The sequence below is a fragment of the Micromonospora sp. MH99 genome, assembly GCF_021442385.1.
GTDB lineage: Bacteria > Actinomycetota > Actinomycetes > Mycobacteriales > Micromonosporaceae > Micromonospora.
Genome location: NZ_MUZA01000007.1, coordinates 55,032 through 79,815, shown reverse-complemented (window position 1 = coordinate 79,815; position 24,784 = coordinate 55,032). Strand labels below are relative to the sequence as shown.

23 protein-coding genes, 1 pseudogene and 1 riboswitch are annotated in these 24,784 nt (G+C 72.5%); of the genes and pseudogenes, 11 read left to right on the top strand and 13 right to left on the bottom strand.

The features are described 5' to 3' along the window. Positions 1 to 10 precede the first annotated feature (10 nt). On the top strand, positions 11 to 1,306 hold the full coding sequence (locus B0E54_RS05945; protein WP_234582239.1) for a hypothetical protein: 1,296 nt from the start codon (positions 11 to 13) through the stop codon (positions 1,304 to 1,306). A gap of 9 nt (positions 1,307 to 1,315) precedes the next feature. On the opposite strand, the gene B0E54_RS05940 is transcribed toward B0E54_RS05945, so the two are convergent. The 4 genes from B0E54_RS05940 to B0E54_RS05925 all read right to left on the bottom strand — a co-directional run bounded on the left by B0E54_RS05940 (position 1,316) and on the right by B0E54_RS05925 (position 6,193). Continuing rightward, complete coding sequence (locus B0E54_RS05940) at positions 1,316 to 2,062, bottom strand: amino acid ABC transporter ATP-binding protein (RefSeq protein WP_234582238.1); 747 nt, start codon at positions 2,060 to 2,062, stop codon at positions 1,316 to 1,318. Continuing rightward, positions 2,059 to 2,835, bottom strand: coding sequence for an amino acid ABC transporter permease (locus B0E54_RS05935; RefSeq protein ID WP_234582237.1), 777 nt, complete (start codon positions 2,833 to 2,835; stop codon positions 2,059 to 2,061). Before B0E54_RS05935 ends, B0E54_RS05940 begins: the two co-directional genes overlap by 4 nt. A gap of 39 nt (positions 2,836 to 2,874) precedes the next feature. Continuing rightward, positions 2,875 to 3,738: an ABC transporter substrate-binding protein gene (locus tag B0E54_RS05930; protein WP_234582236.1), complete on the bottom strand. Its 864-nt coding sequence runs from the start codon at positions 3,736 to 3,738 to the stop codon at positions 2,875 to 2,877. Between the two features lie 319 nt (positions 3,739 to 4,057). Beyond that, a riboswitch (SAM riboswitch) is annotated at positions 4,058 to 4,169 on the bottom strand. A gap of 83 nt (positions 4,170 to 4,252) precedes the next feature. Next, positions 4,253 to 6,193: an amino acid transporter gene (locus B0E54_RS05925; protein ID WP_234582235.1), complete on the bottom strand. Its 1,941-nt coding sequence runs from the start codon at positions 6,191 to 6,193 to the stop codon at positions 4,253 to 4,255. 233 nt (positions 6,194 to 6,426) lie between these two features. Between B0E54_RS05925 and corA the strand changes: the two genes are divergently transcribed. Further along, positions 6,427 to 7,554: a magnesium/cobalt transporter CorA gene (gene corA, locus B0E54_RS05920; RefSeq protein ID WP_234582234.1), complete on the top strand. Its 1,128-nt coding sequence runs from the start codon at positions 6,427 to 6,429 to the stop codon at positions 7,552 to 7,554. A gap of 16 nt (positions 7,555 to 7,570) precedes the next feature. Here the strand turns inward: corA and B0E54_RS05915 are convergent, their stop codons facing one another. Beyond that, entirely contained in the window at positions 7,571 to 7,756 is a 186-nt protein-coding gene (locus B0E54_RS05915; RefSeq protein WP_007457747.1) for a hypothetical protein, read from the bottom strand. 229 nt (positions 7,757 to 7,985) lie between these two features. Here B0E54_RS05915 and B0E54_RS05910 point away from each other — a divergent pair, with 229 nt between their 5' ends. Then, positions 7,986 to 9,227, top strand: coding sequence for an MFS transporter (locus B0E54_RS05910; protein WP_234582233.1), 1,242 nt, complete (start codon positions 7,986 to 7,988; stop codon positions 9,225 to 9,227). Here B0E54_RS05910 and B0E54_RS05905 read toward each other — a convergent pair. Beyond that, a complete protein-coding gene (locus tag B0E54_RS05905) occupies positions 9,224 to 9,739 on the bottom strand; it encodes a 2'-5' RNA ligase family protein (protein WP_234582232.1) in 516 nt (171 codons plus the stop codon). The genes B0E54_RS05910 and B0E54_RS05905 overlap by 4 nt on opposite strands. A gap of 79 nt (positions 9,740 to 9,818) precedes the next feature. Here B0E54_RS05905 and B0E54_RS05900 point away from each other — a divergent pair, with 79 nt between their 5' ends. The 3 genes from B0E54_RS05900 to B0E54_RS05890 all read left to right on the top strand — a co-directional run bounded on the left by B0E54_RS05900 (position 9,819) and on the right by B0E54_RS05890 (position 12,880). Further along, entirely contained in the window at positions 9,819 to 10,328 is a 510-nt protein-coding gene (locus B0E54_RS05900) for a DUF664 domain-containing protein (protein WP_234582231.1), read from the top strand. Between the two features lie 84 nt (positions 10,329 to 10,412). Beyond that, positions 10,413 to 10,802, top strand: a complete 390-nt coding sequence (locus tag B0E54_RS05895; protein ID WP_234582230.1) for an SCP2 sterol-binding domain-containing protein — start codon at positions 10,413 to 10,415, stop codon at positions 10,800 to 10,802. Further along, entirely contained in the window at positions 10,799 to 12,880 is a 2,082-nt protein-coding gene (locus tag B0E54_RS05890) for a glycogen debranching N-terminal domain-containing protein (RefSeq protein WP_234582229.1), read from the top strand. Before B0E54_RS05895 ends, B0E54_RS05890 begins: the two co-directional genes overlap by 4 nt. Positions 12,881 to 12,895: 15 nt before the next feature. Here the strand turns inward: B0E54_RS05890 and B0E54_RS05885 are convergent, their stop codons facing one another. Both B0E54_RS05885 and B0E54_RS05880 read right to left on the bottom strand, forming a co-directional pair. After that, complete coding sequence (locus B0E54_RS05885; RefSeq protein WP_234582228.1) at positions 12,896 to 13,162, bottom strand: hypothetical protein; 267 nt, start codon at positions 13,160 to 13,162, stop codon at positions 12,896 to 12,898. A 105-nt stretch (positions 13,163 to 13,267) separates the two neighbouring features. After that, a complete protein-coding gene (locus B0E54_RS05880; RefSeq protein WP_234582227.1) occupies positions 13,268 to 13,771 on the bottom strand; it encodes a DinB family protein in 504 nt (167 codons plus the stop codon). Between the two features lie 132 nt (positions 13,772 to 13,903). Here B0E54_RS05880 and B0E54_RS05875 point away from each other — a divergent pair, with 132 nt between their 5' ends. Next, a complete protein-coding gene (locus tag B0E54_RS05875; RefSeq protein WP_234582226.1) occupies positions 13,904 to 14,860 on the top strand; it encodes a DUF72 domain-containing protein in 957 nt (318 codons plus the stop codon). Between the two features lie 58 nt (positions 14,861 to 14,918). Here B0E54_RS05875 and B0E54_RS05870 read toward each other — a convergent pair whose 3' ends face one another. Next, positions 14,919 to 15,293, bottom strand: a complete 375-nt coding sequence (locus B0E54_RS05870) for a hypothetical protein (RefSeq protein WP_234582225.1) — start codon at positions 15,291 to 15,293, stop codon at positions 14,919 to 14,921. A 156-nt stretch (positions 15,294 to 15,449) separates the two neighbouring features. Continuing rightward, positions 15,450 to 16,076, bottom strand: coding sequence for a hypothetical protein (locus B0E54_RS05865; RefSeq protein WP_234582224.1), 627 nt, complete (start codon positions 16,074 to 16,076; stop codon positions 15,450 to 15,452). Between the two features lie 196 nt (positions 16,077 to 16,272). Between B0E54_RS05865 and B0E54_RS05860 the strand changes: the two genes are divergently transcribed. Continuing rightward, complete coding sequence (locus B0E54_RS05860; protein WP_007457769.1) at positions 16,273 to 16,443, top strand: hypothetical protein; 171 nt, start codon at positions 16,273 to 16,275, stop codon at positions 16,441 to 16,443. Positions 16,444 to 16,476: 33 nt separating this feature from the next. On the opposite strand, the gene B0E54_RS05855 is transcribed toward B0E54_RS05860, so the two are convergent. The 3 genes from B0E54_RS05855 to B0E54_RS05845 form a co-directional block, all read right to left on the bottom strand. After that, positions 16,477 to 17,340, bottom strand: coding sequence for an alpha/beta fold hydrolase (locus B0E54_RS05855; RefSeq protein ID WP_234582223.1), 864 nt, complete (start codon positions 17,338 to 17,340; stop codon positions 16,477 to 16,479). Between the two features lie 99 nt (positions 17,341 to 17,439). Then, positions 17,440 to 18,696, bottom strand: coding sequence for a hypothetical protein (locus B0E54_RS05850; protein ID WP_234582222.1), 1,257 nt, complete (start codon positions 18,694 to 18,696; stop codon positions 17,440 to 17,442). Positions 18,697 to 18,899: 203 nt separating this feature from the next. Then, the gene (locus B0E54_RS05845; protein ID WP_234582221.1) at positions 18,900 to 19,622 is read right to left on the bottom strand and encodes a hypothetical protein; all 723 of its coding nucleotides are present in this window, start codon (positions 19,620 to 19,622) and stop codon (positions 18,900 to 18,902) included. A 500-nt stretch (positions 19,623 to 20,122) separates the two neighbouring features. Here B0E54_RS05845 and B0E54_RS05840 point away from each other — a divergent pair, with 500 nt between their 5' ends. From B0E54_RS05840 to B0E54_RS32720, 3 genes and pseudogenes are all read left to right on the top strand, one after another. Beyond that, positions 20,123 to 22,006 carry a hypothetical protein gene (locus B0E54_RS05840; RefSeq protein ID WP_234582220.1) on the top strand — a complete coding sequence of 628 codons (1,884 nt, stop codon included), beginning with the start codon at positions 20,123 to 20,125 and terminating at the stop codon, positions 22,004 to 22,006. Between the two features lie 165 nt (positions 22,007 to 22,171). Continuing rightward, entirely contained in the window at positions 22,172 to 24,280 is a 2,109-nt protein-coding gene (locus B0E54_RS05835; RefSeq protein WP_374109250.1) for a type IIA DNA topoisomerase subunit B, read from the top strand. Between the two features lie 112 nt (positions 24,281 to 24,392). Beyond that, positions 24,393 to 24,647, top strand: a pseudogene (locus B0E54_RS32720) (DNA gyrase subunit A); the annotation flags it as partial. Positions 24,648 to 24,784: the final 137 nt, after the last annotated feature.

The window sequence follows — 24,784 nt, the reverse complement described above, 5'->3', positions numbered from 1 at the left end:
GGGGGTGCCCATGACCACCGGAGGGAGCGAAGCCGACCTGCGGACGGTCACCGAGCGGGAGTTCCTCGACGAGCTGGTGGCGGTCACCCGCGAACGCGTCGCCACCCAGTTCCTCTATCTGATGGCGCAGGACGACGCCGTCATCGGGGTCCAGTGGGAGCAGCCCGGCGTGGACCACCTCCGCCGCTACCAGGTGCGCGACGCCTGCCCGCACTGCGTCGTCCTCGATGCGGTGGTGGCGCTGGCGCCGATGCTGCCACTCGACGTGCTGCGCGCCGCGCGCACCGGCCCCCAGTACGAGACGGTGCTGCGCACCGGCCGGCTGCCCCACCTGGCGTTCGCCCGTCCGGCCGGCCCGCCCGGCGCGAGCTGGCTGGGCGACTGCCACGCGGTCGACGGTGACCCGCACTCCGCCGCCGACTGCCCGAGGCACGCCGTGCCCCGGCCCACCGGCGACCCGCTGGAGCTGCGCCTCGGGTCGCTGCCCCGGGCCGTCCGGGAGCTGTACCCGCACGACGACGCCGCGACCGCCGACCTGGCGCAGCGGCTGCGGATCGCCCAGGACTGGCGGGCCGACGCGCAGGCGGTGGCGAGCGGCATCCGCGAGGCGGCGGCGACCTGGGCGTTCCTGCGCACCTCCTGCGTGCTGGGCGTGCCGGTGCCCGGCGTCAACGGTCTCGTGCTCACCCTGCCGCCGGGCCAGGCCCCGGACGACCGGCCCCTGGCCGAGCTGCACGCCGCGACGGTGCGCGCCGTGCCCACCGGTGGTCAGCTGCCCTACCAGGAGCGGGCCTGCCTGCTGCCGGAGCCGACGCCGGGAACGCACCGCATGCCGGCGTACGCCGGCGCGGTGGACCTGACCGCCGCGGCGCCGGTACGCACGCTGCGACTGCCGTCGCCCCGCCGACCGCTGAGCACCACCGGCCGGGGCGTGCTGCTGCTCTACGAGGCCCGGCACGCCATGGGCCGGCACTTCGCGAGCGCGCCGGTGCGCGACGCCGCGTACTGGGATTCCGAGGCGGCGTTGAACGTCTTCGAGTTCACCCTGCTGGAGCGGGTCGCCGGGCAGCACTACCAGGAGGCGGTGGCCGCCTACCTTCAGGCGCTGCGCCGGGAGGGCGACCTGCTCGCCCGCCCGCACAAGGTGCTCGACCGGCGTCGACGCAAGGCGCTCTCGCTGGCGTTCGGCGGGCTGGACGACGAGGAGCTGCACCTGTGGGCGTCGGTCGCGTACCGCAACGCCATCCTGGAGCTGCTCGGCGACCTGAAGGCGTTCGCGCTGCACCTGCGCATCCAGGCCGGCTGAGCGGCCGGCTCAGAGCACCTGGGCGAGGAAACGGCGGAGCCGGGGATGCTCGGCCCCCTCGAAGATCCTCTCCGGCGGGCCGGCCTCCAGCACCACACCCCGGTCCATGAAGGCGACGGTGTCGGCGACGTGCCGGGCGAAGCCCATCTCGTGGGTGACCACCACCATGGTCATTCCGGCGGAGGACAGGTCGGTCATCACCCCGAGCACCCCCTTGACCAGTTCCGGGTCGAGCGCCGAGGTGGCCTCGTCGAAGAGCATCACCTCGGGCCGCAGCGCCAGCGCCCGGGCGATCGCCACCCGCTGCTGCTGGCCACCGGAGAGCTGCGCCGGCCGGGCATCGGCCTTGCCGGCGAGCCCCACCAGCTCCAACTGGTCGCGGGCGACCGCCACCGCCTCGTCCTCGCCGAGCTTGCGCAGCCGCCGCAGAGCCAGGGTGACGTTGCGCAGCACGCTCATGTGCGGGAAGAGGTTGAACTGCTGGAACACCAGGCCGACCCGCTGGCGCAGCGCGTCCGGGTCGTCGCGCAGCACGCTGCGCCCGTCCAGCAGCACGTCGCCCCGGTCGGGCTCGATGAGCCGGTTGAGGGTACGCAGCAGAGTGGACTTGCCCGACCCGGACGGCCCGATCACGCAGGCCGTCCCACCCCGCTGCACGCTCAGGTCGACGCCCCGCAGCACGCGGTTCGGCCCGAAGGCCAGGTGGACGTCGCGCGCCTGGAGGCTCACCGAGGTGGTGGTCGCGGTGGTGGTCATCGCCGGTCTCCTTCCGGGGCCCCGGCCAGCGCCAGGTCGTCGTCCTCGTCGTCGGCGGGTGCGGTGGCCGGCCGGCCGTTGCGCAGCCGTCTGTCGATCCAGTTGACGACGTGCGTCAGCGGGACGGTCAACGCCAGGTAGAAGAGCCCGGCGAGCAGCAACGCGGACTCGTTGCCGGTGGTGGCGGCGTAGTCCTGCCCGATGCGGAACAGCTCCCGCTGGCTGGCCACCAGGCCGAGGAAGTAGACCAGGCTGGAGTCCTTGATCAGGGCGATGAGCTGGTTGACCCAGGCGGGCAGCACCCGCCGGATGCCCTGCGGGATGATCACCAGCCGCATCGCGTCGGCCCAGGAGAAGCCGAGCGCCCGCGCGCCCTCCAACTGGGCCGCCTCCACCGACTGGATGCCGGAGCGGAAGATCTCCCCGATGTACGCCGCCGCGATCAGCGACAGCGCGAGGACGCCCAGCGGGTACGGGTCCGGTCCCCAGACCCGCATGCCGAGCGGCGCCAGCCCGACGCCGATCAGCAGGATCGTCGCCGCGGCCGGCAGCCCGCGGAAGACGTCGGTGTAGACGCGCGCCGGCCAGCGCAGCCACCGACTGCGGGAGATGCCGGCCACTGCCAGCAGCAGTCCGAACACCGTGCCGAGCAGGGCGGCGGAGGCCGCCAGGAGCAGCGTGTTGGGCAGCCCGACGGTCAGCATCTCGGGCAGCGCCTCGCGCATCGCGTCGGCGTCGAAGAAGGTCTCCCACAGGGTGCTCAACGGATCCATCGGTCGCCTCTCCTACCGCCCTGCTCGCTCGTCACCGGTTCAGGACGCAGCCGACGCCGACGCCGACGGCACGGCGGAGGCGGACGTGGACGCGGACGGCGCCGCCACGGTGCCGCTGCCCGGGGTGAAGTCCGCCGGGATGGGGCGGCCCGGGTAGTACTGGGCCTGCAACCGGCTCCAGGTGCCGTCGGCGATCACCTCGTCGAGGCCCTTGTTGAGCGCCTCGCGCAGCTTGTCGCTGCCCTTGGCCACGGCGTACGCGGTGGGCGCCGGGCTGAGCTGCTTGGCCGCCACGGTGATCTTTCCCTTGCTGTCGGCGGCCGACTTCTCGCCGATCTCCGCCGGGGCGATCCACGCGTCGGCGGTGCCCGCCTTGAGCTGGTTGATCGCGCCGTTGTAGTCCGGCACCCGCACCGGGTCGAGCTGCTTGCCGGTGGCGTAGTCGTCCTGGACGGTGCCCTGGACCACCACTACCCGCTTGCCGGCGAGCTGGTCGAACCCGGTGATCGGCGAGCCGGCCGGCACGTCCAGCCCGAAGTAGCCGAAGTCGTAGCCGTTGCCGAAGTCGACTGTCTTCTTCCGCGCCTCGGTGATCGTGATCGAGGAGCTGCCGACGTCGAACTTGTGGTTGTTGACCTGGGAGAGCAGCGCGGAGAAGTCGGTTCCGACGAACTCGACAGTCAGGCCGAGCTTGCCGGCCACTGCGGTCAGCAGGTCGTTGTCGAAGCCGGTGAACTTACCGTCCTTGAGGTACACGTTCGGCGGGGCGTCGGTGAGCGTGCCGGCCCGCAGCACGCCGGCTTGCGCCAGCCCGTACGGGTTGCCGGCGGCGCCGGACGAGTCGTCGCCACCGCAGGCTGTCAACCCGCCGGCAACCAGAAGGGCCGCCCCAACGGCAACCACACGGCTCAGGACAGAAAAAGATCGCACGGGTGTCTCCAAAAGGGTGCGTTGACCCGGTCGATCATGAAGTTGTTGCCCCGACACGCTGGTCGGACGGGCAACATCTTCATGATCGACGCGAGGGTCGAGTGGGGTGGGCGTGGTCGCCCGGGGAGGGGAGGGGTCAGCGCGTCAGGCGGCGGTACACGCCGCGCTGCGCATTCGCATCAGGTCCACGTGGCGACGCCGGGTCAGGGTCGGCGTGAGCCGACCGGCCGGTGGCGTGGGGCTGAGGATGATGCGCATACGGTCTCCCGGGTCTGTTGCTGACCTGGGTGCCAGGCCACGCTTGCGCCGGCGTCCTGCCGGTGCCTGGTCTTCACCCGGGGCACCCCACCGCGGAGGAGGGTTGCCGGCCAGCGAGCCGGGGCTTCGCGCTGGCACTCATGACCTGCGCCGAGGCTAGCAGCTCCGACCGGTGGACCGTCCAGCCGTTATGACCACGCTCACGGCCCGCGACGGTTCGACCGGCAGGTCAACCGGCGTGCACGTGCGGTCGGCGGCGCGGGTCGGGCTCCTGGCGACGCAGGATCTCCCGGGTGACCGAGGCGATGGCGCCCTGCCCGAACGCCAGGTAGCGCAGGAGGTTGCGACCCGGGCCACCCTCGCTCCACTCGAAGTAGATGTGTGGCCGTCGCCGGCTCCGGTCGCGGATCTCCAGCAGCAGGGCGGCGAGCGCGGTGGGCACCGACGAGCCGGTCAGGCTGAGCACCGGGTAGCTGTCGTGCGCCACGCTGCCGCGCACCGGCAGCTCGGTCTCGAAGTCCGACGGGTCGGTGACGTGGACCTCGACGAAGATGACGTCGCTGTCGTCGGGGAAGTCGTTGTCCGCCATGGTCTGTGCCAGCTTTGCGCGGTACTCGGCCGGGTCGCGGCGCTCCGGCTCGTGCGCGATGAGGCGGATCCGACGGGTGGCCCGCTCGTCGATCATCCGGGCGGCGGCCGGGTCCAGCTCGACGTGGTCGACGCGCAGCTCGTAGGCCCGCATGAGCCGGGACAGCACCGACACCAGGATCATCCCGCCGATGAAACAGGCGGCGATCTTGACGCCGTCGGGGCGTTCCACGACGTTCGCCACAGTGGTGTAGACGAAGATCAACGCGATGGTCCCGAAGGCGTACGTCCGCCCCCGCTGGCGCCGTCGTCGCGCCGCGAGGGTCACCGCCGTCGCCGCCGAGGTGATCAACACCAGGACCCCGGTGGCGTACGCGCCACCCTGCGCGTCCACGCTCGCGGAGAAGACCACCGTGATCACGAACGCCACGGTGGTGAAGACCAGCACCAGCGGCCGGACCGCCCGCGCCCAGGTCGGGGCCATGCCGTAGCGCGGCAGATAACGGGGTACGAGATTGAGCAACCCGGCCATCGCCGACGCGCCCGCGAACCACAGGATCCCGATCGTCGACAGGTCGTAGACGGTGCCGAACACGCCGCCGAGGTGCTGGTGCGCCAGGTAGGCCAACGCCCGGCCGTTCGCCGGCCCGCCCGGCTGGAACGCCTCCGGCGGGATCAGCACGGTGGTGGTCACGCTGCTGGTGATCAGGAAGACGCTCATCGTCGCGGCGGCGGTGGTGAGCAGCCGCCGCGCTCCCCGGATCCGGCCCAACGGCCGGTCCTCCGAGTCCGCGCGATCCCCCCGGATGTGCGGCATCACGGCCACCCCGGTCTCGAAACCGGACAGGCCCAACGCGAGCTTCGGGAACACCAGCAGGGACAACCCGACCACCAGCAGGGGATCGCCGTGCCCTGTGCTCAGCGCGTTCGTCCAGTCCCCGACCGCGCTCGGGTGGGTCGCCACCCGCCACAGCGCGTCGGCGATCACCACCGCGTTCAGCCCCAGGTAGACCGCCACCAGGACGACGGCGATCCCGATGGCCTCGCCGAATCCCTTGAGGAACACCGCGCCCAGCAGTGCCACCAGCAGCAGCGTGAGGAGCACCTCGTGTCCCTTGAGCCCGCTCGGCCAGAACGGGTTCTCGTCGATGTGGGCTGTCGCGTCCGCCGCCGAGAGGGTGATGGTGATGATGAAGTCGGTGGCCGCGAAACCGAGCAGCACCAGCACGAACAGCTTGCCCGGCCAGTAGCTCAGCAGGCGTACGAGCATCGCGATCGAACCCTCACCGTGCGGGCTCTCGACAGCCACCCGCCGGTACACCGGCAGCGCGCCCAGCAGCGTCACCAGCACCAGCACCAGCGTCGCCACCGGCGACAGCGCCCCGGCCGCCAGCGCCGCGATGCCCGGCTGGTAGCCCAGCGTCGAGAAGTAGTCGACACCGGTCAGGCACATCACCTTCCACCACGGGTGGTGCCGATCCTCGGGCGGGCGCCCGCCCGGGCCGGGATGTCGCGCGGTCCGCTCCGTACCGCCGTCGAGCAGCCAGCCGCGCAGCCGCCCACCGCGCCTGTCGCCCTGCACCGGCGCTTCCCCCGTCCTCCGCCCATGGTCACCGCGAGTATCCGCCCGGTCGCACGCGCCCGTCCCCGGGTACGCCGAACCTGCCCGTCCCCGGTGGGGGTGGGTGCGGCCGGCGAGTCGGAGGGTTTCGGCCCGGGGGCAGAGGGGATGCAGCGCCTCCGGCGCCCCGCACCGAACCGCCCGGTCGGGCCGGGAGGCCGCCGGATCGGATGCCACCGGGGGAGGAGCGGGTCATGGTCGGCGGCCGTCGCTTCCGCCCGGGTGGTGGCTTCGGCCGTCAGCTCGACGAGCACGAGACCCGCGTCGGCGTGCCGCCACCGCCGGCACCGCCCCCGCCCGCCGGTGGCATGGTGGACAGTGCGGTCTACATCCGGGGACACCGGTTCGCCTCGCCGGCCGGCCTCGCCGAGACGTACTCCTGCCTCCAGGAGCAGGACGACGCGATGGCCTGGATCGGGTTGTACCGGCCCGACATCGACCAGATCTCCTCGCTGGCGCGCGAGTTCCGCCTGCACGACCTGGCGGTGGAGGACGCGATCAACGCCCACCAGCGACCCAAGCTGGAGCGGTACGGGCACACGCTGTTCGTGGTGCTGCGTGCCGCCCGCTACGACGACCTGCGGGAGGAGGTCGAGTTCTCCGAGCTGCACCTGTTCATCGGGCCCGGTTTCGTGGTGACGGTCCGCCACGGCGAGGTGCCCGACCTGGCCGCGGTGCGGCGGCGGATGGAGGCCGACGCGCCGATGCTGGCCCAGGGGCCCGAGGCGGTCCTGTACGCGATCCTCGACCAGGTCGTCGACGGGTACGCGCCGGTGGTCGCCGGGTTGGAGAACGACATCGACGAGATCGAGACCCAGGTCTTCGGGGGTGACCCGAACGCCAGCCGGCGCATCTACGGGCTCAGTCGGGAGGTCATCGAGTTCCAGCGGGCCGCCCGGCCGCTGCTCACCATGCTCGACGCGTTGGCCACCGGCGCCGGCAGCTACGGCACGGACGAGGAGCTGCTCCGCTACCTGCGTGACGTGACCGACCACCTCACCCAGGTGGTCGAGCGGGTGGACGGGTTCCGGCACCTGCTGCAGAACATCCTCACCGTCAACGCCACCCTCGTCTCACAGCAGCAGAACGAGGAGATGCGCAGCCTGACCGCGGCCAGCTACGCGCAGAACGAGGAGCTGAAGAAGGTCTCCTCGTGGGCCGCGATCCTGTTCGCTCCCACGCTCATCGGCACCGTGTACGGCATGAACTTCGTCCACATGCCGGAGCTGAACTGGCGCTTCGGCTACCTGTTCGCGCTGCTGCTGATGCTGCTGGTCTGCGGAACCCTCTACCTGGTCTTCAAGCGGCGCGGCTGGCTCTAGCGACGGGGCGCCGGGCTCACTCGATGCCGCGCAGGATGTGCCGCTCGTCCTCGCTGTCGTCGTCACCGGCGCCGATGCGACCGAGCAGCACGGCGGCGGCCCAGATGGTCAGGGGCGTGGCCGCCCCGGTCATCCCGCCGCCGGTCCGGTCGTGGCTGGTCTGGCTCCGCTCCGTGCGCGGTGGCCTGCGCTGAGCCTGCATGGGCCCTGCCTCTCCTCGTCGAAGCCGCCGCGGGCGGCGCGGTGTGCGCCCGCGCCCCCGGCCGGGCGGCCCGCTCGCGCGGGTCACCACGGGTACGGCATCCACGTCGAACCATCCCACGCCCGGCCACATCCGCACCCCCTGTTTTCGGTTTCCCGACTGTCGCCCGCCAAACCGGACATCTCGCCTCGATGGTGCATCGAGTGGCGGAGTGGGTAGCGAGGTACAGGTGAGCGGATCCCTCGACACCGCCGTGCAGGTCACCACCGGACGTGGAGCCCTGCCCCGCTACCTCGTCGCCGCGACGCTCGCCCGTGGCGCGGACGCCGGCGCGACAGTGGGCGTGGTGCTGCTGGCCACCGTGTCGCAGGTCGGGGCGGCCCGGCCGGCGCTGCTCGGCGGGCTGCTGGCCGCGTGCCTGACCGCGCCGCACCTGCTCGGGCCCCTGATGGGTCGCTGGCTGGACCGGGCGCCGGACGGCCGGGGCCGGTTGGCGGCCGGCTTCGTCACGTACGCCGGAGCGGTCTCGACGGCCGCGCTGCTGCTCGGCCGGGTGCCGGTGGGTGTGCCGGCCGCGTTGCTTGTCGTTGCCGGGGCCTGCGGGCCGCTGCTGACCGGCGGACTGAGCAGCCGGCTCGCCGGACTGCTCGACCCGGACGAGCGCGCGCAACGTCGCGGTCAGGGGTGGGACACGGTGACGTACGGGGTCGGTGGCAGCGCCGGTCCGGCCGCCGTGGCTGCCCTCGCCGCCCTGGCCGGGCCTCGGCCGGCCCTGGTCGGGTTGGGTGCCGCCACCCTGCTCGCGGCAGCCCTGGTGGGGACGCTGCCGGCACGCGTACCCGCCCGGCGGGGGCCGGAGCGGACGACGCCCGCCGCCCGCGGAGCGCTGCGGGCGCTGCTCGGTCCCGGACCGCTGCGCCGGGTCACCGGGGTCACCTCGCTCGCCGCGCTCACCGGCGGAGCGGTGTCGGTGCTCGCCGTCGCGCTCGCGGCGGACCTCGACCGGGAGGCGGTCTCCGGCGCGCTGCTGGCCGCCGCGTACGGCGGTGGAAACCTCGCCGGCGCGCTCCTGGTCACCGCGTTTCCGCTGACCGGTGACCCGGAACGACTCACCGTCCGGTGGGCGGCGCTCGGCGCGGTGGGGATCGGGCTCTGCGCGGCAGTGCCCAGCTTCGGGCTCGCGGTCGTCGCGTTCGCCCTGGCCGGGGCGGCGACCGCGCCGCTCTTCGCGGCCACCCTGGCCGCCCGGTCGGCGTACGCGCCGGACGCCGTGCGGACGCAGGTGTTCGTGTCGACGGCGGCCCTGAAGGTGGCCGCCGGCTCGCTCGGGACCGGGCTGGCCGGTGCGCTCGCCCCGCTGGGTCCGCGCCTGCTGCTGGTGGCCGGAGCATCCATCGCGCTCGCGGCAGCGGTGGCGGCGACGGTGTCCGCGCGCCGGAGCGTCGACGGCAAGGACGGCCAGGACGGCTAGGACAGCGGGTGGGCGATGCCGCGGGCGTGGTCGGTGAGGGCCGCGCCGACCACTGTCGCCGCCAGCGGCAGTACCTCCAGGCAGCGGCGCACCGCGGCGGCCATCAGCGAGTTCGGCACCCGCATGGACAGCGTGCAGTGTGGCACCCAGCGCCCGGGCTGGTAGTGCTCGACCAGGGTGATGCCGGCGGCGGCGAGCCGACCGTGCACCAACCGGTGGTGCGCCAGCAGTTCCGGCGTGGGCGCCGGGCCGAGCCAGAGCACCCGCCCGACGAACTGCCCCGCGTGTTGGAAGTCGAGTCGTAGGGGAGCCGCCACGACGGTGCCGCGCAGCGCCTCCGCGACCTGGTCGGGATCGAAGCGGGGCGCGACAGCGAGCGAGACGTGCGGGCGGTGACGCTGCTCCAGCAGCGAACGCATGCTCTGCACGCCCTCGGCCTCCAACGCGTCCCACAGCACCCGGATCCGCCGGGTGGCATCCGGGTCCAGATACAGCTCCAGCGCCGCGACCACGTGATCACCGTAGCGGCCGAGGTCCGGCTGTCGGTGTCCGGCGGTACCGTGATCGGAAACCGACCAGGAGGCGTGCCCAGTGGACGTGAGTGACCTGCTGACCGAGACGTACGACCGGCTGCCCGACCTCGTCCGCGCGGCGGTGGACGGCCTCTCCCCGGAGCAGCTGCGCCGGGCGCCCGGCAAGGGCGCCAACCCGGTCGGGTGGCTGGTCTGGCACCTGACCCGCGTCCAGGACCACCACGTCGCCGACCTGCTCGACGCCGAGCAGATCTGGGAGAGCGGGGACTGGGCGGGGCGGTTCGGGCTCGCCGCCGACCCGCACAACACCGGCTACGACCACACGCCCGCGCAGGTGGCGGAGGTGCGGCCGGAGAGCGCCCAGGCGCTGATCGACTACTACGGGGCGGTTGCGGCGCGTACCGGAACGTTCCTGGCCGGGCTGCGCCCGGCGGACCTGGACCGCGTCGTCGACGAGTCGTGGGACCCGCCGGTCACTCTCGGCGTGCGGCTGGTCAGCATCGCCGACGACGACCTGCAACACGCCGGGCAGGCCGCCTACGTCCGCGGCCTCGTCGAGGCCGACTGACCCGCGTCCCCCGGTTCACCCGGTTCGGGTGACTCCCGCTCACCCCGCGCCGGGTGATCCTGACCGGATGCGGGAGGTGACCTGATGGACACGACGGCGGCGCGGTTCCTGCAGGACCTGGACGGCAGCCGGCGCCCCGACCTGGCCGAGACCACCGCCGGGACGCTGCGGCTCGACATGCGCGGCGAGGGCTGCACCGATCACTGGTACCTGACCGTCGCCGACCAGCACGTCCGGGTGACCCGGTCGGCCGACGACGCCGACCTGCTGGTCCGCGCCGACCGGGCGGTCTTCGACCAGCTGACCAGCGGTCAGCTGCACCTCGCCGAGGCGTTGCTGCGCAACGAGCTGACCGTGCGCGGCGACATGGCGCTGCTGATGCTGCTGCGGCGGATCTTCCCCGGCCCGGCCGACGCGCGGCATCCCCGTGCGCTGGGCCGGGCGGCCCTCGCGGGACAGGACAAGGCGCGATGAGGCAGGAGCAGGTTCATGTGATCGCCGGCAACGTGTTCGCCATCAGCGACGCCCAGGGCGACATGGAGGTCGATCCGCAGGCGCCGGTCGGGCTCTTCTCGTTCGACACCCGTTTCCTGTCCCGCTGGGTGCTCACGGTCGACGGACAACGCCTCAACGCGCTCTCCCGCGACGACATGACGTACTTCGAGACCCGGTTCTTCCTGGTGCCCGGCGCGGCGAGCCACTACGTGGACGCCGACGTGTCGATCATCCGGCACCGCTCGGTGCACGACTGCTTCCACGAGCAGATCACCGTGCTCAACCACTCGCCGAAGCCCGCCGACTTCACCGTGCGGATGGAGGTCGGCGCCGACTTCACCGACATCGCCGAGATCGCCGACTTCGCACAGCCCCGACCGCGCGCCGTCCGGATCGCGGCCGACACCGACCGTGCGGCGCTCGTGCTGCGCTACGAGCGGGAGCGGTTCGGCCGCGTCACCACCGTGCGCAGCACCGCCCCCGCCGAGGTCGACGAGGGGGGATTCACCTTCCGGATCAGCGTCCCGCCCGAGGGGGCGTGGGAGACCACCCTGCACGCCAGCATGACGATGCAGGGCGAGGGCGACCGGGACATGCGCGCCGACCTGGAGTCGCACCAGCAGGTCCAGCGGCGGGGAATGGCTGACGACCTGACCGCGTGGCTGGCCCGGGCCCCACAGTTGGTGGCCGAACGGGCCGGCCTGGAGGAGACCTACCAGGGCGCCCTGGCCGCCCTGGCGGCGCTCCGGTACGAGCCACTCGCGTACACCGACCCGGTGCCGGTCGGCGGCCTGCCGTGGGCGATGGGACTGTGCGGGCGGGACAGCATCATCACCTGCCTGCAGAGCCTGGCGTTCACCCCCGAGCTGGCCCGCGCGACGCTGCGGATGCTGGCGCTGTTGCAGGGTGGCCAACTCGACGACGACCACGACGAGGAGCCGGGCAAGATCCTGGTCCAGCTGCGCTACGGCGAGTTGGCCGCGTTCGGCGAGCGGCGCAACGCGCTGTACTACGGCGCGGCCGACACCACCCCGCTGTTCGTGGTCCTGCTCGACGAGTACGAGCGCTGGTCCGGCGACGCGGAGCTGGTGCGCGAGCTGCGCCACCCGGCCCGGCGGGCGTTGGACTGGATCGACGAGTACGGCGACATGACAGGTGACGGCTACGTGCGCTACCAGAGCCGTAACGAGCGGCACGGCGTGGTGAACCAGGCCTGGAAGGACTCCCCGGACGCGATCGCCGACGCGCACGGGCGGTTGCCCGCGTTTCCCCGCGCCACCTGCGAGGTGCAGGGCTACGCGTACGACGCGAAGCGGCGTGGCGCCCGGCTGGCCCGCACGTTCTGGGGCGACCACGAGTACGCCGACCGGCTCGATCGGGAGGCGGCGGCGCTCAAGGAGCGGTTCAACAGGGACTTCTGGCTGCCGCACCGGGAGTACTACGCGTTGGCGCTGGACCCGTACGGCGAGCAGGTCGACGCGCTGGCGTCCAACATCGGGCACCTGCTGTGGAGCGGGATCGTCGCGGACGATCGCGCCGAGGCTATCGCCGAGCACCTGCTCGGGCCTCGGCTGTTCAACGGCTGGGGTGTGCGGACGTTCGCCACCGACCAGCGCCCGTACAACCCGGTGGGCTCGCACCTGGGGGCGGTCTGGCCGTCGGACAACGCCCTGATCGCCGCCGGCCTGCGGCACTACCGCTTCGACGCGCACGCGGCCCGCATCGCGGCCGGCATCTTCGACATGGCGCAGACGCTGGGCGGAGCGGTGCCGGAGCTGATCGCCGGTTACGAGCGGAGCCTGACGAAGTATCCGGTCCAGTTGCCCTCGGCCGGTCGTCCCCAGTCGTGGTCCTCCGGCGCGCTGCTGATGTTGCTGGGCACCCTGTTGGGCCTGCGGCCCACCGGCGAGGACCTGCTGGTGAATCCCGCCCTGCCCACCGGCTTCGGCGGTGTCGAACTGCTCGACATTCCCGGCCGGTGGGGGCACACCGACGCGTACGCCGGTGACCGTTCCACCCACCCGGGGGCCCGCCCGCGGACCCGACGGCGATCGTGACTCAGCGATCGTGACTCAGCGGCCGTCGCTCCGGCCTGTCGCACCGTCGGCGTCCTGATCGGGCGACGGGGACACGTGGGCCGGGGCGGGGCGCCGGTGGTGTGCCTGGGCGGTGCGGAAACCCTGCACGGCGAGGCTCAGCCCGGCCAGCTCGTCGGGGCGCGGCGCGGCGCGCACCGCCGTCAGGAGCAGCACGACCGGACGCGTGCCGGTCGACGGGTCGACGGGGAAACCGCCGAGCAGCCGCTCGGCGGTTTCCTGGTCCATCCGGTCCGCGTTCATCTCTTGTCCCTCAGCGCCGACCCCGCAGGCGATGTCACATCCGCGCCCGGAGCAGGGGACCGGTGGTGACGGCACGAGGCGAGGCGCCGAGGGCCGGGGCGGGGCTCAGCCCATGGTCTTCGACCCGTCGATCGCCTCACGCAGGATGTCGGCGTGACCCGCGTGCTGCGACGTCTCGGCGATGAGGTGCAGCAGCACCCGCCGGACCGTCCAGCTCGCACCCGGCTCGAACCAGGGCGCCTGCGGCAGCGGGTGGGCCGCGTCCAGATCGAGGGTGGCGATCAGCTCGTCGGTGTGGGCGGCCACCGCCTGGAACCGCTCGACCAGCCCGGCCAGGGTCTCGCCCGGCGCCATCCGGAACTGGCCGACCCAGTCGATCTCCTCGCGCTGCATGGCCTCCGCGCCACCCACGGCGAACCGCATCCACCGCTCCTCGGTGCCGGCGACGTGCTTGATGAGCCCGCCCGGGCAGAGCTCGCTCACGGTGCTGCGCGCGGCGGCCTGCTCGTCGGTCAGACCGTCGACGGTGTGCAGGAGGAAGCCCCGGTGCCGGCGCAGCGTCTGCAGCAGGTCGGCCCGTTCCCCGGTGAGCTGCGCGGTGCTGGTCATGGTGTGCCCTTTCCGTCGAGGTCGGTCGGGCGCCAGCCTAGGAGCGGGTACCGACACTTCGGGGCCGGACACGACGAGAGCGCCGGCCGTCAGCGGTTGCCGATCGGGCCGCGGGACTGTCCACTGAACGACATGGGTGTGATCAAGGTGGGCACGTCGTCCTGGGCGGACCAGACGTTGCTGCGCTCCGGCTGGTATCCGCGCTCGGCCAACACGCCGGCCAGCCGGCTGGCCTTCTACGCGGGGCGGTTCCCGCTGGTCGAAGTGGACACGTCCTACTACGCCGTTCCGGTGCCGGAGACGACACAGGGCTGGGTCGACGCGACGCCCGACGACTTCACCTTCAACGTCAAGGCGTTCAGCCTCTTCACCGGCCACCCGACGCCGGTCGCCGTACTGCCCCGGGATCTGCGGCCGGCCGCCGGCCCGAGCCGGGTCCGCCGTCGCGATCTGCCCGAGCAGACGTACGACGAGCTGTGGGCCCGCTTCCGGACGGCACTGGACCCGATCGCGGCGGCCGGCAAGCTGGGCGTGGTGTTGCTGCAGTTCCCGCCGTGGTTGGCGCGCGGGGCGGCCGCCGAGCGTCGCATCGTGGAACTGGCGCAGCGGTGCCGGCCGTGGCGGGTGGCGGTGGAGCTGCGGCACGCCTCCTGGTTCGACGGCGACGCCGCCGCCGCGACCCTGGACCTGCTGCGCGCGTACGACCTGTCCCTGGTCTGCGTCGACATGCCGCAGGGGCATCCGTCGTCGGTGCCGCCGATCCTGACGCGCACGGCGGAGCCCGCGATCGTCCGCTTCCACGGCCACAGCGACGCGTGGGGCGACGGTGACAAGCAGGACAAGTTCCGCTACGCGTACGACGAGTCGGAGTTGCGGGACTGGGCCGTGCGGCTGGCCGAGCTGGCCGGAGACGTCGACGACCTGCACGTGCTGTTCAACAACTGCTGCGCCGGGCAGGCCCAGCGCGACGCCACCCGGCTGGCGCAACTGCTCGCCGAGACCATGCTGGCCGATCCGCGGGTGCCGCCCGGGCCCCGTGGACCGGCCGACGGTCACCCCGTAGCGGCACGGGCCACGTCGACCGGCTGACGCCACTGCTGCCCGCGTGCACCCCGTTCGGAGCGGGCACGCGGGCAGCGTCGGTTGATCAGGAGCGTCGGCCCCGGCTGCGCAGCGCGTCCTCGGACCGCTCGTTGATGTCCGCGTCGTCGGGGAAGCTCCGACCGCTGGGCGCCGGATCCGGCGGCGCACCCGGCCCGGCCATCGTCGTACGGGTGGGTTCGACCGAACCGAAGCCGTGCCGACCGGCCGGACCGCTGCGGCCAGCCGGGGCGCCCGCGCGCCGCTCACCGCGCCGTCCCTCGGGCACCGCTGTCTCCTCGCTGCCCTCGTCCATCGGCGAGTCTTCGTCGGTGCCCCAGGGCGCGTCGGCGTCGAAGCCGTCGCCGGTGCCCCACGGGTTGACCGCCTCCGGTTCCGGACGATCGCCACCGCCACTGCTGCGTCCCTCGTGTGCCGTCATGGCCACCTCGCTCGTCGGTCCGCCGCTACCGACGGACGGAATGCCCGTCTCCGGGCCGGTCCTGCCCGCTCGGCACGCCGTGGAGCGTGGCGGGCGCGCAGGGCCGGCCGGCGCCCCGCCGTCGACGGTCCGGCGGGAAGCCGGCCGGCCCGACGCTCAGCGTCCGGACATGGCCATCTGTCGCTTGCCCATGCCCATGCCCATCTTGGCCATGCTCATCGGCGCACTGCGGATCCCGCCGGTGCGGTTGAGGATCCCGCGCAGCACCTGACCGGGCTTCTGCTGCTCACCCATGTACGCGGTGACGACGACAAGTGATCCCGTCAGCGCCGGAATCGCCCACTGGAGCAGCTTCATCTGCCGCTGCGAGGAGGCGACGCTGGCCGGCGTCTGGTGGTTGGGCTCCGTGGCGCCGCTCACCGGCGGACCGCCCGCCTTCTCCAACCGCATGCCGACCAACCGGCTGTAGCCGGTGACCGCGAGCGCGCCGATCGTCAGCGCCGTCTTGATGGCGCTGGCCCGGCCGACCCCGCGCTGGGCCGCCACCCGTGGGCTCTCCGTGACCAGTTCGCCGACCGCGCCGGCCAGGTGCGCGCCGATCGCGGCCGCGTTGACCGGCGTCCACTTCGACCAGCCGGCCGAGGCGACCGGCAGTCGCTGGGTCGAGTCGTTGATTTTCGCCGCTGCGCCGTTGACGCCGAAGGCACCCATGAGGGAGCCGCCGAACCAGGCCGCCAGACCCAGATCGTGCATCGAGCGCAGTGCGGTGTGTCGTTCGGACATGTGATCCCCTTCCGCCGTGTCGGGCGATGCGGCTTACCCGCCGCCCGGGCGGCTAACCCCGTCGCCTGTCGGCCGATCCCCGTCGCCTCGACACGACGGGGACGTACGGGCGTCGCGGTCGGAGATCGCCTCCGGGAGGAGTCGTCCGCGTGGTGGCGGGTAGATCCGTCCGACGCCGACGAAAGAGGGGAACGCGATGTCGCAGCCGGATGAGGTCCGCGAGAAGACCCCCAAGACCGACGCGGTGCTGATGCACCCGGACAACGATCCGCACCGGAACACCGCGGAGGTCGCGCCGCGCAAGGACCACGCGCAGATCCAGGTGGAACGCGACGACGAGCTGGTGCCGCTGGACCAGGAGGAGTGAGCGGGGCGGGCCGCCCCGAGCAGCCGGTACGGCTCAGCGGGGCGGCAGGTCCGCGGCGAAACGGGCGATCCGCCCGGCCAGTGGTGTGCCGGCGCGGACCCAGGTGAAGTGGTCCAGCGGCGCCCCGGCGTCCGCCACCGTGTACCGCTCGCGGGTCACCGGTGCGGCCGTGAGCTTCGCGCAGAGGTGGTCCATCGTCTCGTGCGGGGTGTACTGGTCGTCGTCCACGCTGATCGCCAGCACGGGTGTGCGCACCGCGCGTACCGCCGCTTCGGTGTCCATGCCGTCGAGGCGGGGAAAACGGCCGGTTCGCGCGGTGTGTGCCCAGTCGCGGATCACGCCGCGTGCCTGCCGACCGCCGAAGCCCCATCCGGGCCAGACGCCGAGCAGCGCCGCGGTGGCGGCGATGCCCTGCGTGTACGGCAGAACGCCGAGCCCTCGGCGACCCGGATAGGTGCGCCAGTACGGGACGCCCACCGCGACCAGGGCCAGAGCGTCCACCGCGTCGCCGCCGTGGCGGGCGAGGTGCAGCAGGGCGGCCTGCCCGCCGAGGGAGTGGCCGAGCAGCACCCGGGTACGCCCGTCGAGCCGCGGCTTGAGGGCGGCCAGGACGGCGCCGATGTCGCTGGCCAGCTCGGCGTAACCGTGCCGGTCGGCGCGGCTCGGCGCGGGCGTGCTCGCTCCGGTGCCCCGCAGATCCGCGACGATCACGGCCAGGCCGGCGGAGCGCAGCGCGGCGGCGAACGGCCGGTAGTAGCGGGCGCGGACCCCCATCGCGGGCCAGATCAGCACCACGGGAGCGCCGGGCGGGCGGGCCGGCTCGGGATAGACCTGCACACCGAGTCGAGCGCCGTCGACGTCGACGAACTCCTGCACGTACTCCGGGTCCCCGTTCACCGGCTCAGCGTACGGCCCGGCGTTACCGGCGGGTAGCCGAGGCGGTCCGGGCGCGACGGAGGCCCCGCCGGGTGGCGGGGCCTCCGGTGGCGCGACAGGTCAGGAGACGGAGATCGTCCCGTCTCCGGCGCGGACACACGACACCGCGCGGGCGGCGGTGACTGCCGCGCCGGCGAGGCACCGGCCGAGCACCTGGTGCCCGGTGGCGTTCGGGTGCCACGACTCCTGGCAGGTCTGGAAGTAGCTGACGCAGGTGTTGGCGATCCGCTGAATGGCGATCTTGTCCTTGCCGGCGAGGCTGGTGACGAACGTGCCGGTCGCGCCGTCCTGGAGCCGGATGGGCGTGGCCAGCGCGCCGGTCGGGCTGGACGCCGACTCGCACAGCCGCGCGCCGTCGAAGGCCCGCTGCACGTTGAGGTAGACCAGGTCGTCGCCCGGGAACTCGGCGGCCAGGGTGTCCCGGGTGGACTTCACGATGCCGCCCAGGCCCTGCGAGAAGCGGTGCCCGGGGGCGAGGCTGGCCCGGTGGATCGGGCAGCCGGCCGCGTACCGCTCGGCGCCGAGGTCACGGAACTTGTCCCGGGTGTCGTCCCGGCCGTCCTCCTCGTAGTACACCGGGTTCAGGTCCAGCGGCAGCGGGTTGGTGTAGTCCTGGAACACCACCCGGTGCTGGCCGTCCGCGTCCACCTGGTCGAGGGTGGTCAGGATCTGGCGTACGGCTGCTGTCGTCTCCGCGGTCGCGGCGCTGAGCTGCGCGGCGGTGGCCAGGTCGGCGTCGCTGCAGGGCTTCTGCTCCACCGGCCCGTTCAGGTAGGCCCAGAACTCCCACCAGCCCGTCCAGGCGTCGGCGATGAACCGGTTGGCGCACGTCTCGGCGACGCTGCCGAAGGTGAACGAGCTGTTGTTGGAACCCAGACCGATCAGCACGAGGTCGATGTCCTGGGTCTGCGCGACGGCGCGCAGCTGGTCGAGCTGGGCGGCCACGGTCCGGCCGTTGGCCCGCGCGCCGGAGGCGGTGGCGATGTCGTGTGGCTGGCCGCCGGAGCAGGCCAGGTTGAACCGGTTCTGGATGCCCGGCAGGTTCGCCTGGTGGAGCGAGGCGTTCGCCGACCGGTGGCAGAAGTACGCGTTGTTGTTGGGCGCGGTCCAGCCGGGGAAGCCCTGCGCGACCCCGTTGGCGTCGACCACCGGGGTGTACGCCCCCGCGCCCTCGCCGCTGATGAAGCTGTCGCCGAGCGCCACGGCGGCGGTGGGCAGCGCGGCGGTCGCGGGGGCGGGCAGCGCGACAGCGGTCGACAGCGCGGCCGTGACGATCGTGAGTGCCGCGGCGAGCGCGGTACGGCGGAACCTGGGCATGGGGCCCCCCATCCATCGAAAGATGAAAGATTCTCTGAGGGCGCGATCAGATCACCCCTGTGCGACGGGCGTCAATGGCCCGTAACAGAATCTTTCGACGATCGACACGTCCGCGTCGGGGCGCGACCGCTACCTGGCCGCCGTTCACCTCGACGAGGCCGACCCGCCGCCCCGGGTCGACGCCATCGTGGACTGCACCGACATCACGCAGCCCCGTCCGCTGCCGCGCTGACCTGCCGACCGGGCTGCTCGCGACGCCGCCACACGGCCGCGCCGACCGCGTTCAGACCGACACCCCACATCAGCAGGACACACAGCCACTGCGCCCACCGCAGCAGGCTCATCTCCCCGGAGAGCAGATTGCGTACGCTGCCGAACGGAGTCAGCCACGGCTGCGCCGCACCCGCCCGCACGACCTCCAGCAACCCGAACAGCCCCAGCGGCAGGACGATCGTGGCGGCGAACGCGGTCACCGGCGGCCGCAGCAGCAGACTCAGCCCGGTGCCCACCAGCCCGGCGACGATCTGCACCAGCACGCTGCCCACCGCCGCTGTTCCCGCGTACCGCCACGGCTTGTCGGCGACCTCGACCGGTGCGAGGGTTAGCGTCGCCGCGCAGATCAGCACCCCGACCACGCCGATCACGACGGCCGGCAGCACCACCGTCAGCACCGTGGGGGCCACCCTGCCGGCACCGGGCGCCCGGCGCAGGTCGTGCACCAGCAGGATGCCGAACAGCGGCGTCACGACCGACATCAGGCTCTGGACCGTGCCCGACAGTTCGACGAACGTCCGATCGGCGGGCGCCGCCGCCGCGACGAGCGCCACGGCGGTGAGCAGCCCCGCCAGCAGGGTGCCCGCCAGCAGCCAACGTCGGGCACGCGTGCCGACCGAGCGCCGCAGGGCGTCGCGTGTGGTCTCCTCCACCTTGACTCCCTTCCGGCGGCGTCGTACCTCCGGAAAAGGGATCGTACCGGCGCTGGTTGTCTCTGCGTGGTCCCGCGACCACGGTGCGGCACCGCGGTGGCACGTTGCCGCCACAGACGTGCCGGTTGCGGAACGACCGTCACCGACCGTTCCGGTCGGCAACCGCGGTTTTCGGTATGCGGTGCCTCGTCTCCTTTGTGCTCACCAGATGTGACGGACGTGGACAGTGCTGGATGTCGCTCTCTACAGTTCCCCCGTCTGGCCGTCTCACATACACGGGGGTTGCGGTGGCCATTGGCCGCTCCATGCATGCTGTCCATATTCCGAGATCATTCCGCCGTCGCCTGGCAGCCGCCGGATTCGCGGCATCCATCGGCGCCGCTCTCCTCGCCGCACCCGCGTCGGCCGCGCCGTCGCCGGCAGGCGGCGCCACATCCAGCGGAACCACGGCGCCTGACGCCGTCCAGGCGACCGCCACTGCCACGCGTACGGGCCAGCGGGTGGAGGTCGTCTCCGCTCGCACCGAGCTGACCCAGGTCTTCGCCAAGCCGGGCGGGGGCTTCGTCGCCGAGACCGCCGCCGTACCGCAGCGGGTCCGTCAGGCCGACGGCTCCTGGTCCGACGTCGACCTGTCGCTGCAGCGTGCCGCCACGGGTCTCCGGCCGGCGGTCTCTCCGGCCGACCTGGTGTTCTCATCCGGCGGGCACGGTCCCGCGGCCACCCTGACCAACGGCGCGAAGTCGATGACGCTGGGCTGGCCGGGCGGGCTGCCCGCGCCGACCGTCTCCGGAGACGCCGCGACCTACGCCGAGGTGCTGCCCGGTGTGGACCTGGTGCTCACGGCCACCCACACCGGCTTCACCCACGTCCTGGTGGTGAAGACGCCGCAGGCCGCGGCGAACCCGGCGCTGCGGGAGATCCGCTTCGACCTCGGCGGTGACGCACGGGTCCGGCGGGAGGCCGACGGCTCGCTGCGGGCCCTCGCCGGAGGTGCCGAGGTGGCCCGCGCCGCGACGGCGCAGATGTGGGACTCGACCGGCTCCGGTGGCTCGGCCCGTGCAGCGGCGGCCTCATCGCCGTCCGGTCCCGGCGTGGCCGCCCGTACCGCCCCGGTAGCGACCGACGTCGACGCGGCGGGTGACCTCGTGCTGCGCCCGTCAGCAGGCCTGCTCGACCCGGCGAAGGCGACCTTCCCGGTCTACATCGACCCGGCCTGGTCCGCCAGCCCCTCCCGCTTGGCGTACGCCACGAACAACAACTCCACCAACAGCGACACCAGGTACGCCCTGGTCGGCTTGAGCGCGGACTCCGGGGTCACCTACCGCTCCTACTTCGAGTTCCCGATCAGCGCGCTCAGCGGCAAGATCATCAGGTCGGCGTACGTGCAGGTGGTGGCGACCCACACCTGGTCCTGCTCCGACACCCCGACCTACCTCTACCAGTCCGGGGCGATCACGGGCACCCCCCGCACCGCCTGGGCGCCCGCGCTGACGACGTTGCGCGCCTCCGCGAACTCACACGTTCGCGCCACGGGCTGCATCGACTCGCCGCAGCCGGCGATGAACGTGCGGTTCTCCGGCAGCGTCGCGGCAGGCCTCAGCAGCGCGGCGGCCGCTCACCAGACCTCGGTCACCTACGGCCTCTGCGCGTGCAGCGACTCCTCCGGGACCGGCGAGAGCACGGTGGACCGGTGGAAGAAGTACGACCCGACCACGGCACGCCTGCTGGTCGACTACGACACGGCGCCCACCCAGCCCACCGCTCTCCAGGTGGGTGGCGCGGCCTGTGGCACGGGCAACCGGGTCACCCTGGGCGCCGCGCCGGCCCTCTCCGCCGTCTTCCCCGACGCGGACTCCGGCCAGGTCCTCCAGACGGCGTACGAGCTGCTGGAAATTCCCGCCTCGGGCGTCTACGACAGCGCCACGCCCCGGATGACGCCGCCGACGGGCTCGACCGTCACGGCCGGCGGCCGGTCCACCACGGCAGCGGTGACCGGCACGGCCAATGGAAAGTCGTACGCCTTCCGGACCCGCAGCGACGACGGCTACGTGCTCAGCCCGTGGTCGGCGTGGTGCGAGTTCACCATCGACAACCAGCCGCCCACGGTGAGCGTCGACGCGGTCACCAGCCCGGCCCCGCCCGGGCAGCTCTACACCTACAAGCTGCGCTCGCCGGACCTGGACGTGGTCAGCTTCCGCTACGGCTGGAGCGGCCCGCCCACCGAGGAGGCGGAGGCCGGCACCAGCCTCGGCTGGACGGGCAAGACCGTCTCGGTGACCCTGGCCACGCCGGCCTATGGCACCAACACGCTGTACGTCGCCGCGGTCGACAGCGTCGGGAACGTCGGCTACAGCTCGCTTGTTATCCAGGTGCCGGCGCCGTAGGGCGGCCGATCACCAACCGGTCACGGCGCGACTGAGGCGTCGAAACCGGACAACACCACACCGTGTCGAGGCCCGCATCCGGAATGAGGATGCGGGCCTCGACTGCGGGGTGCCGTCGTCGTGTCGCATCTGCCGGTTAGGCTCGCTGCGGCGCGCGCCGGCCGACTGACAGTTCGGACGCGGCACCACACCGCCGAGACCGGGGAGTACGACCAGTTGACCGCAGAGCCTGACACCCTGTACGGGGCCGATGACCTCACCCACCTTGAGGGGCTGGACGCCGTCCGCAAGCGGCCCGGCATGTACATCGGTTCCACCGACAGCCGTGGCGTGGGTCACCTCGTCAACGAGATCCTCGACAATTCCACCGACGAGGGTGTCGCCGGCCACGCCACCACCGTCGAGGTGATCCTGCACGCCGACGGCTCGGTGCAGGTCGACGACGACGGTCGCGGCATCCCCACCGACGTGCACGCGAAGTCCGGCATCTCCGGCGTCGAGCTGGTGCTGACCCGCCTGCACGCCGGCGGCAAGTTCGGCGGCTCCGGCTACAAGACCTCCGGCGGCCTGCACGGCGTCGGCGCCTCGGCGGTCAACGCGCTGTCCCGCCGCTTCGACGTGACCGTCCGCCGAGCCGGCAAGGTCCACGCGATGTCGTTCCGGCACGGCGTTCCGGGGATCTTCGACGGTGACGGGCCGGAAGCGCCCTTCACCGCCGGCCCCGGCCTGCAGGTGATCGGCGCGATGAAGCGTGGCCAGCGCACCGGCACCTCGATCCGCTGGTGGCACGACGCCCGCTACTTCGAGACCGGTGCGGCGCTCGACGTCGACGCCGTCCGGATGAAGTTGCGCAACACCGCGTTCCTGGTCCCGGGCGTGACCTACCTGCTGCGTGACCTGACCGGGGAGGCTCCCGCCGAGGAGCGGTTCCACTACCCCAACGGGCTCAGCGACATGGTCGAGTTCCTCGCACCGGCCGGCGACCGGCCGGTGTCCGGCATGCTCCTGGTCAACGGCGAGGGGACGTACCGGGAGAACGCCGCCGACGCCAACGGCGTCATGCAGTCCAACGTGCAGCGTCGCGCCGAGGTCGAGGTGGCGTTCCGGTGGGGCACCGGCTACGAGCGCACCGTCGAGTGCTTCACCAACACCATCCGCAACGCCCACGGCGGCACCCACCGCAAGGGTTTCGAGCGGGCGCTCGTCCGCACCCTCGCCGACGCCGTCCGCAACACCCGCGGCCTGCTCAAGGCCAAGGAGGAGCCGCCCACCCTGGACGACGTCCTGGAGGGGATGACCGCAGTGGTGCACGTGCGGATCCCCGAGCCGCAGTTCACCTCGCAGACCAAGGACGAGCTGTCCACCACCGGCATCACCAAGGTCATCCAGACCCTGGTCGACGCGCACATCAAGGCCTGGCTGGAGGACCGGCGCACCAAGGCCGAGGCGCGCGTCGTCCTGCAGAAGATCGTCGACGCGGCGCGGGTGCGGCTGACCCAGAAGCAGCAGAAGGACGCCGCCCGGCGCAAGACCGCCCTGGAGGGCGCGTCCATGCCGCCGAAGCTTGTCGACTGCCGCGCCACCGGGATCGACCGCAGCGAGTTGTTCATCGTGGAGGGTGACAGCGCCCTCGGCACGAGCCGCATGGCCCGCTCGTCGGAGTATCAGGCGCTGCTGCCGATCCGGGGCAAGATCCTCAACGTGCAGAAGGCCAACCTCCAGCAGGTTCTGGACAATGCCGAGTGCGCCGCCATCGTCCAGGTGCTCGGCGCCGGCTCGGGGCGGACGTTCGACCTCGCCGCGCTGCGCTACGGCCGGGTGCTGATCATGGCCGACGCCGACGTGGACGGCGCTCACATCCGGACGCTGCTGATCACCCTCTTCGCGCGGTACATGCGGCCGTTGATCGAGGCCGGTCGGCTCTACGCCGCCATGCCGCCCCTGCACAAGATCACTACCAAGGGGCGCAGTCCGCAGACGGTCTACACCTACACGCAGGCCGAGATGGAGGCGACGGTCCGCAAGCTGGAGAAGGCCGGCAAGCAGATCGTCACGCCCATCCCGCGTTTCAAGGGCCTCGGTGAGATGGACGCCGACGAGCTGTGGGACACCACGATGAACCCCGCCACCCGCGCCGTCCGCCGGATCACCCTGGACGACGTGGACGCCGCCGAGCGCATCCTCGAACTGCTGATGGGGGAGAAGGTCGAGCCGCGCCGAAACTGGCTCATCGACTCGGCCGACCGCGTCGACCGCGATGCGATCGACGCATGAGCGAGCGGCAGCGAGCGAATAGTCGGAACAGCGCGATGGTGCCTCAGGGCGTCGCGCAGCGGAGCGGAGCGACGGCATGAGCACCGCTGCCGTCCGAGGGGAAAGCTGAGTCATGGCACGCCGTAAGGAAAACAAGGTCGACCTCTCCTCGTTCGACCAGGCCGGCGCGCGGGTCTTCGACAACCCGCTGGTCACCGAGGTCTCCGACTCCTACCTGGAGTACGCGTTCTCGGTCATCCACTCCCGCGCGCTGCCGGACGCGCGCGACGGCCTCAAGCCCGTGCACCGGCGCATCCTCTGGTCGATGTACGAGCAGGGCTACCGGCCCGATCGCGGGCACGTGAAGTCCGCACGCATCGTCGGCGACTGCTTCGTCGCCGGCACCTTGGTCTCCACGCCCGATGGCCTGCGACCGATCGAGCAGATCGAGGTCGGGGACTTCGTGCTGGACGGCGAGGGCGCATCGGTCCCCGTTACCACCGTCTTCCGGAATCCGAATTCCGA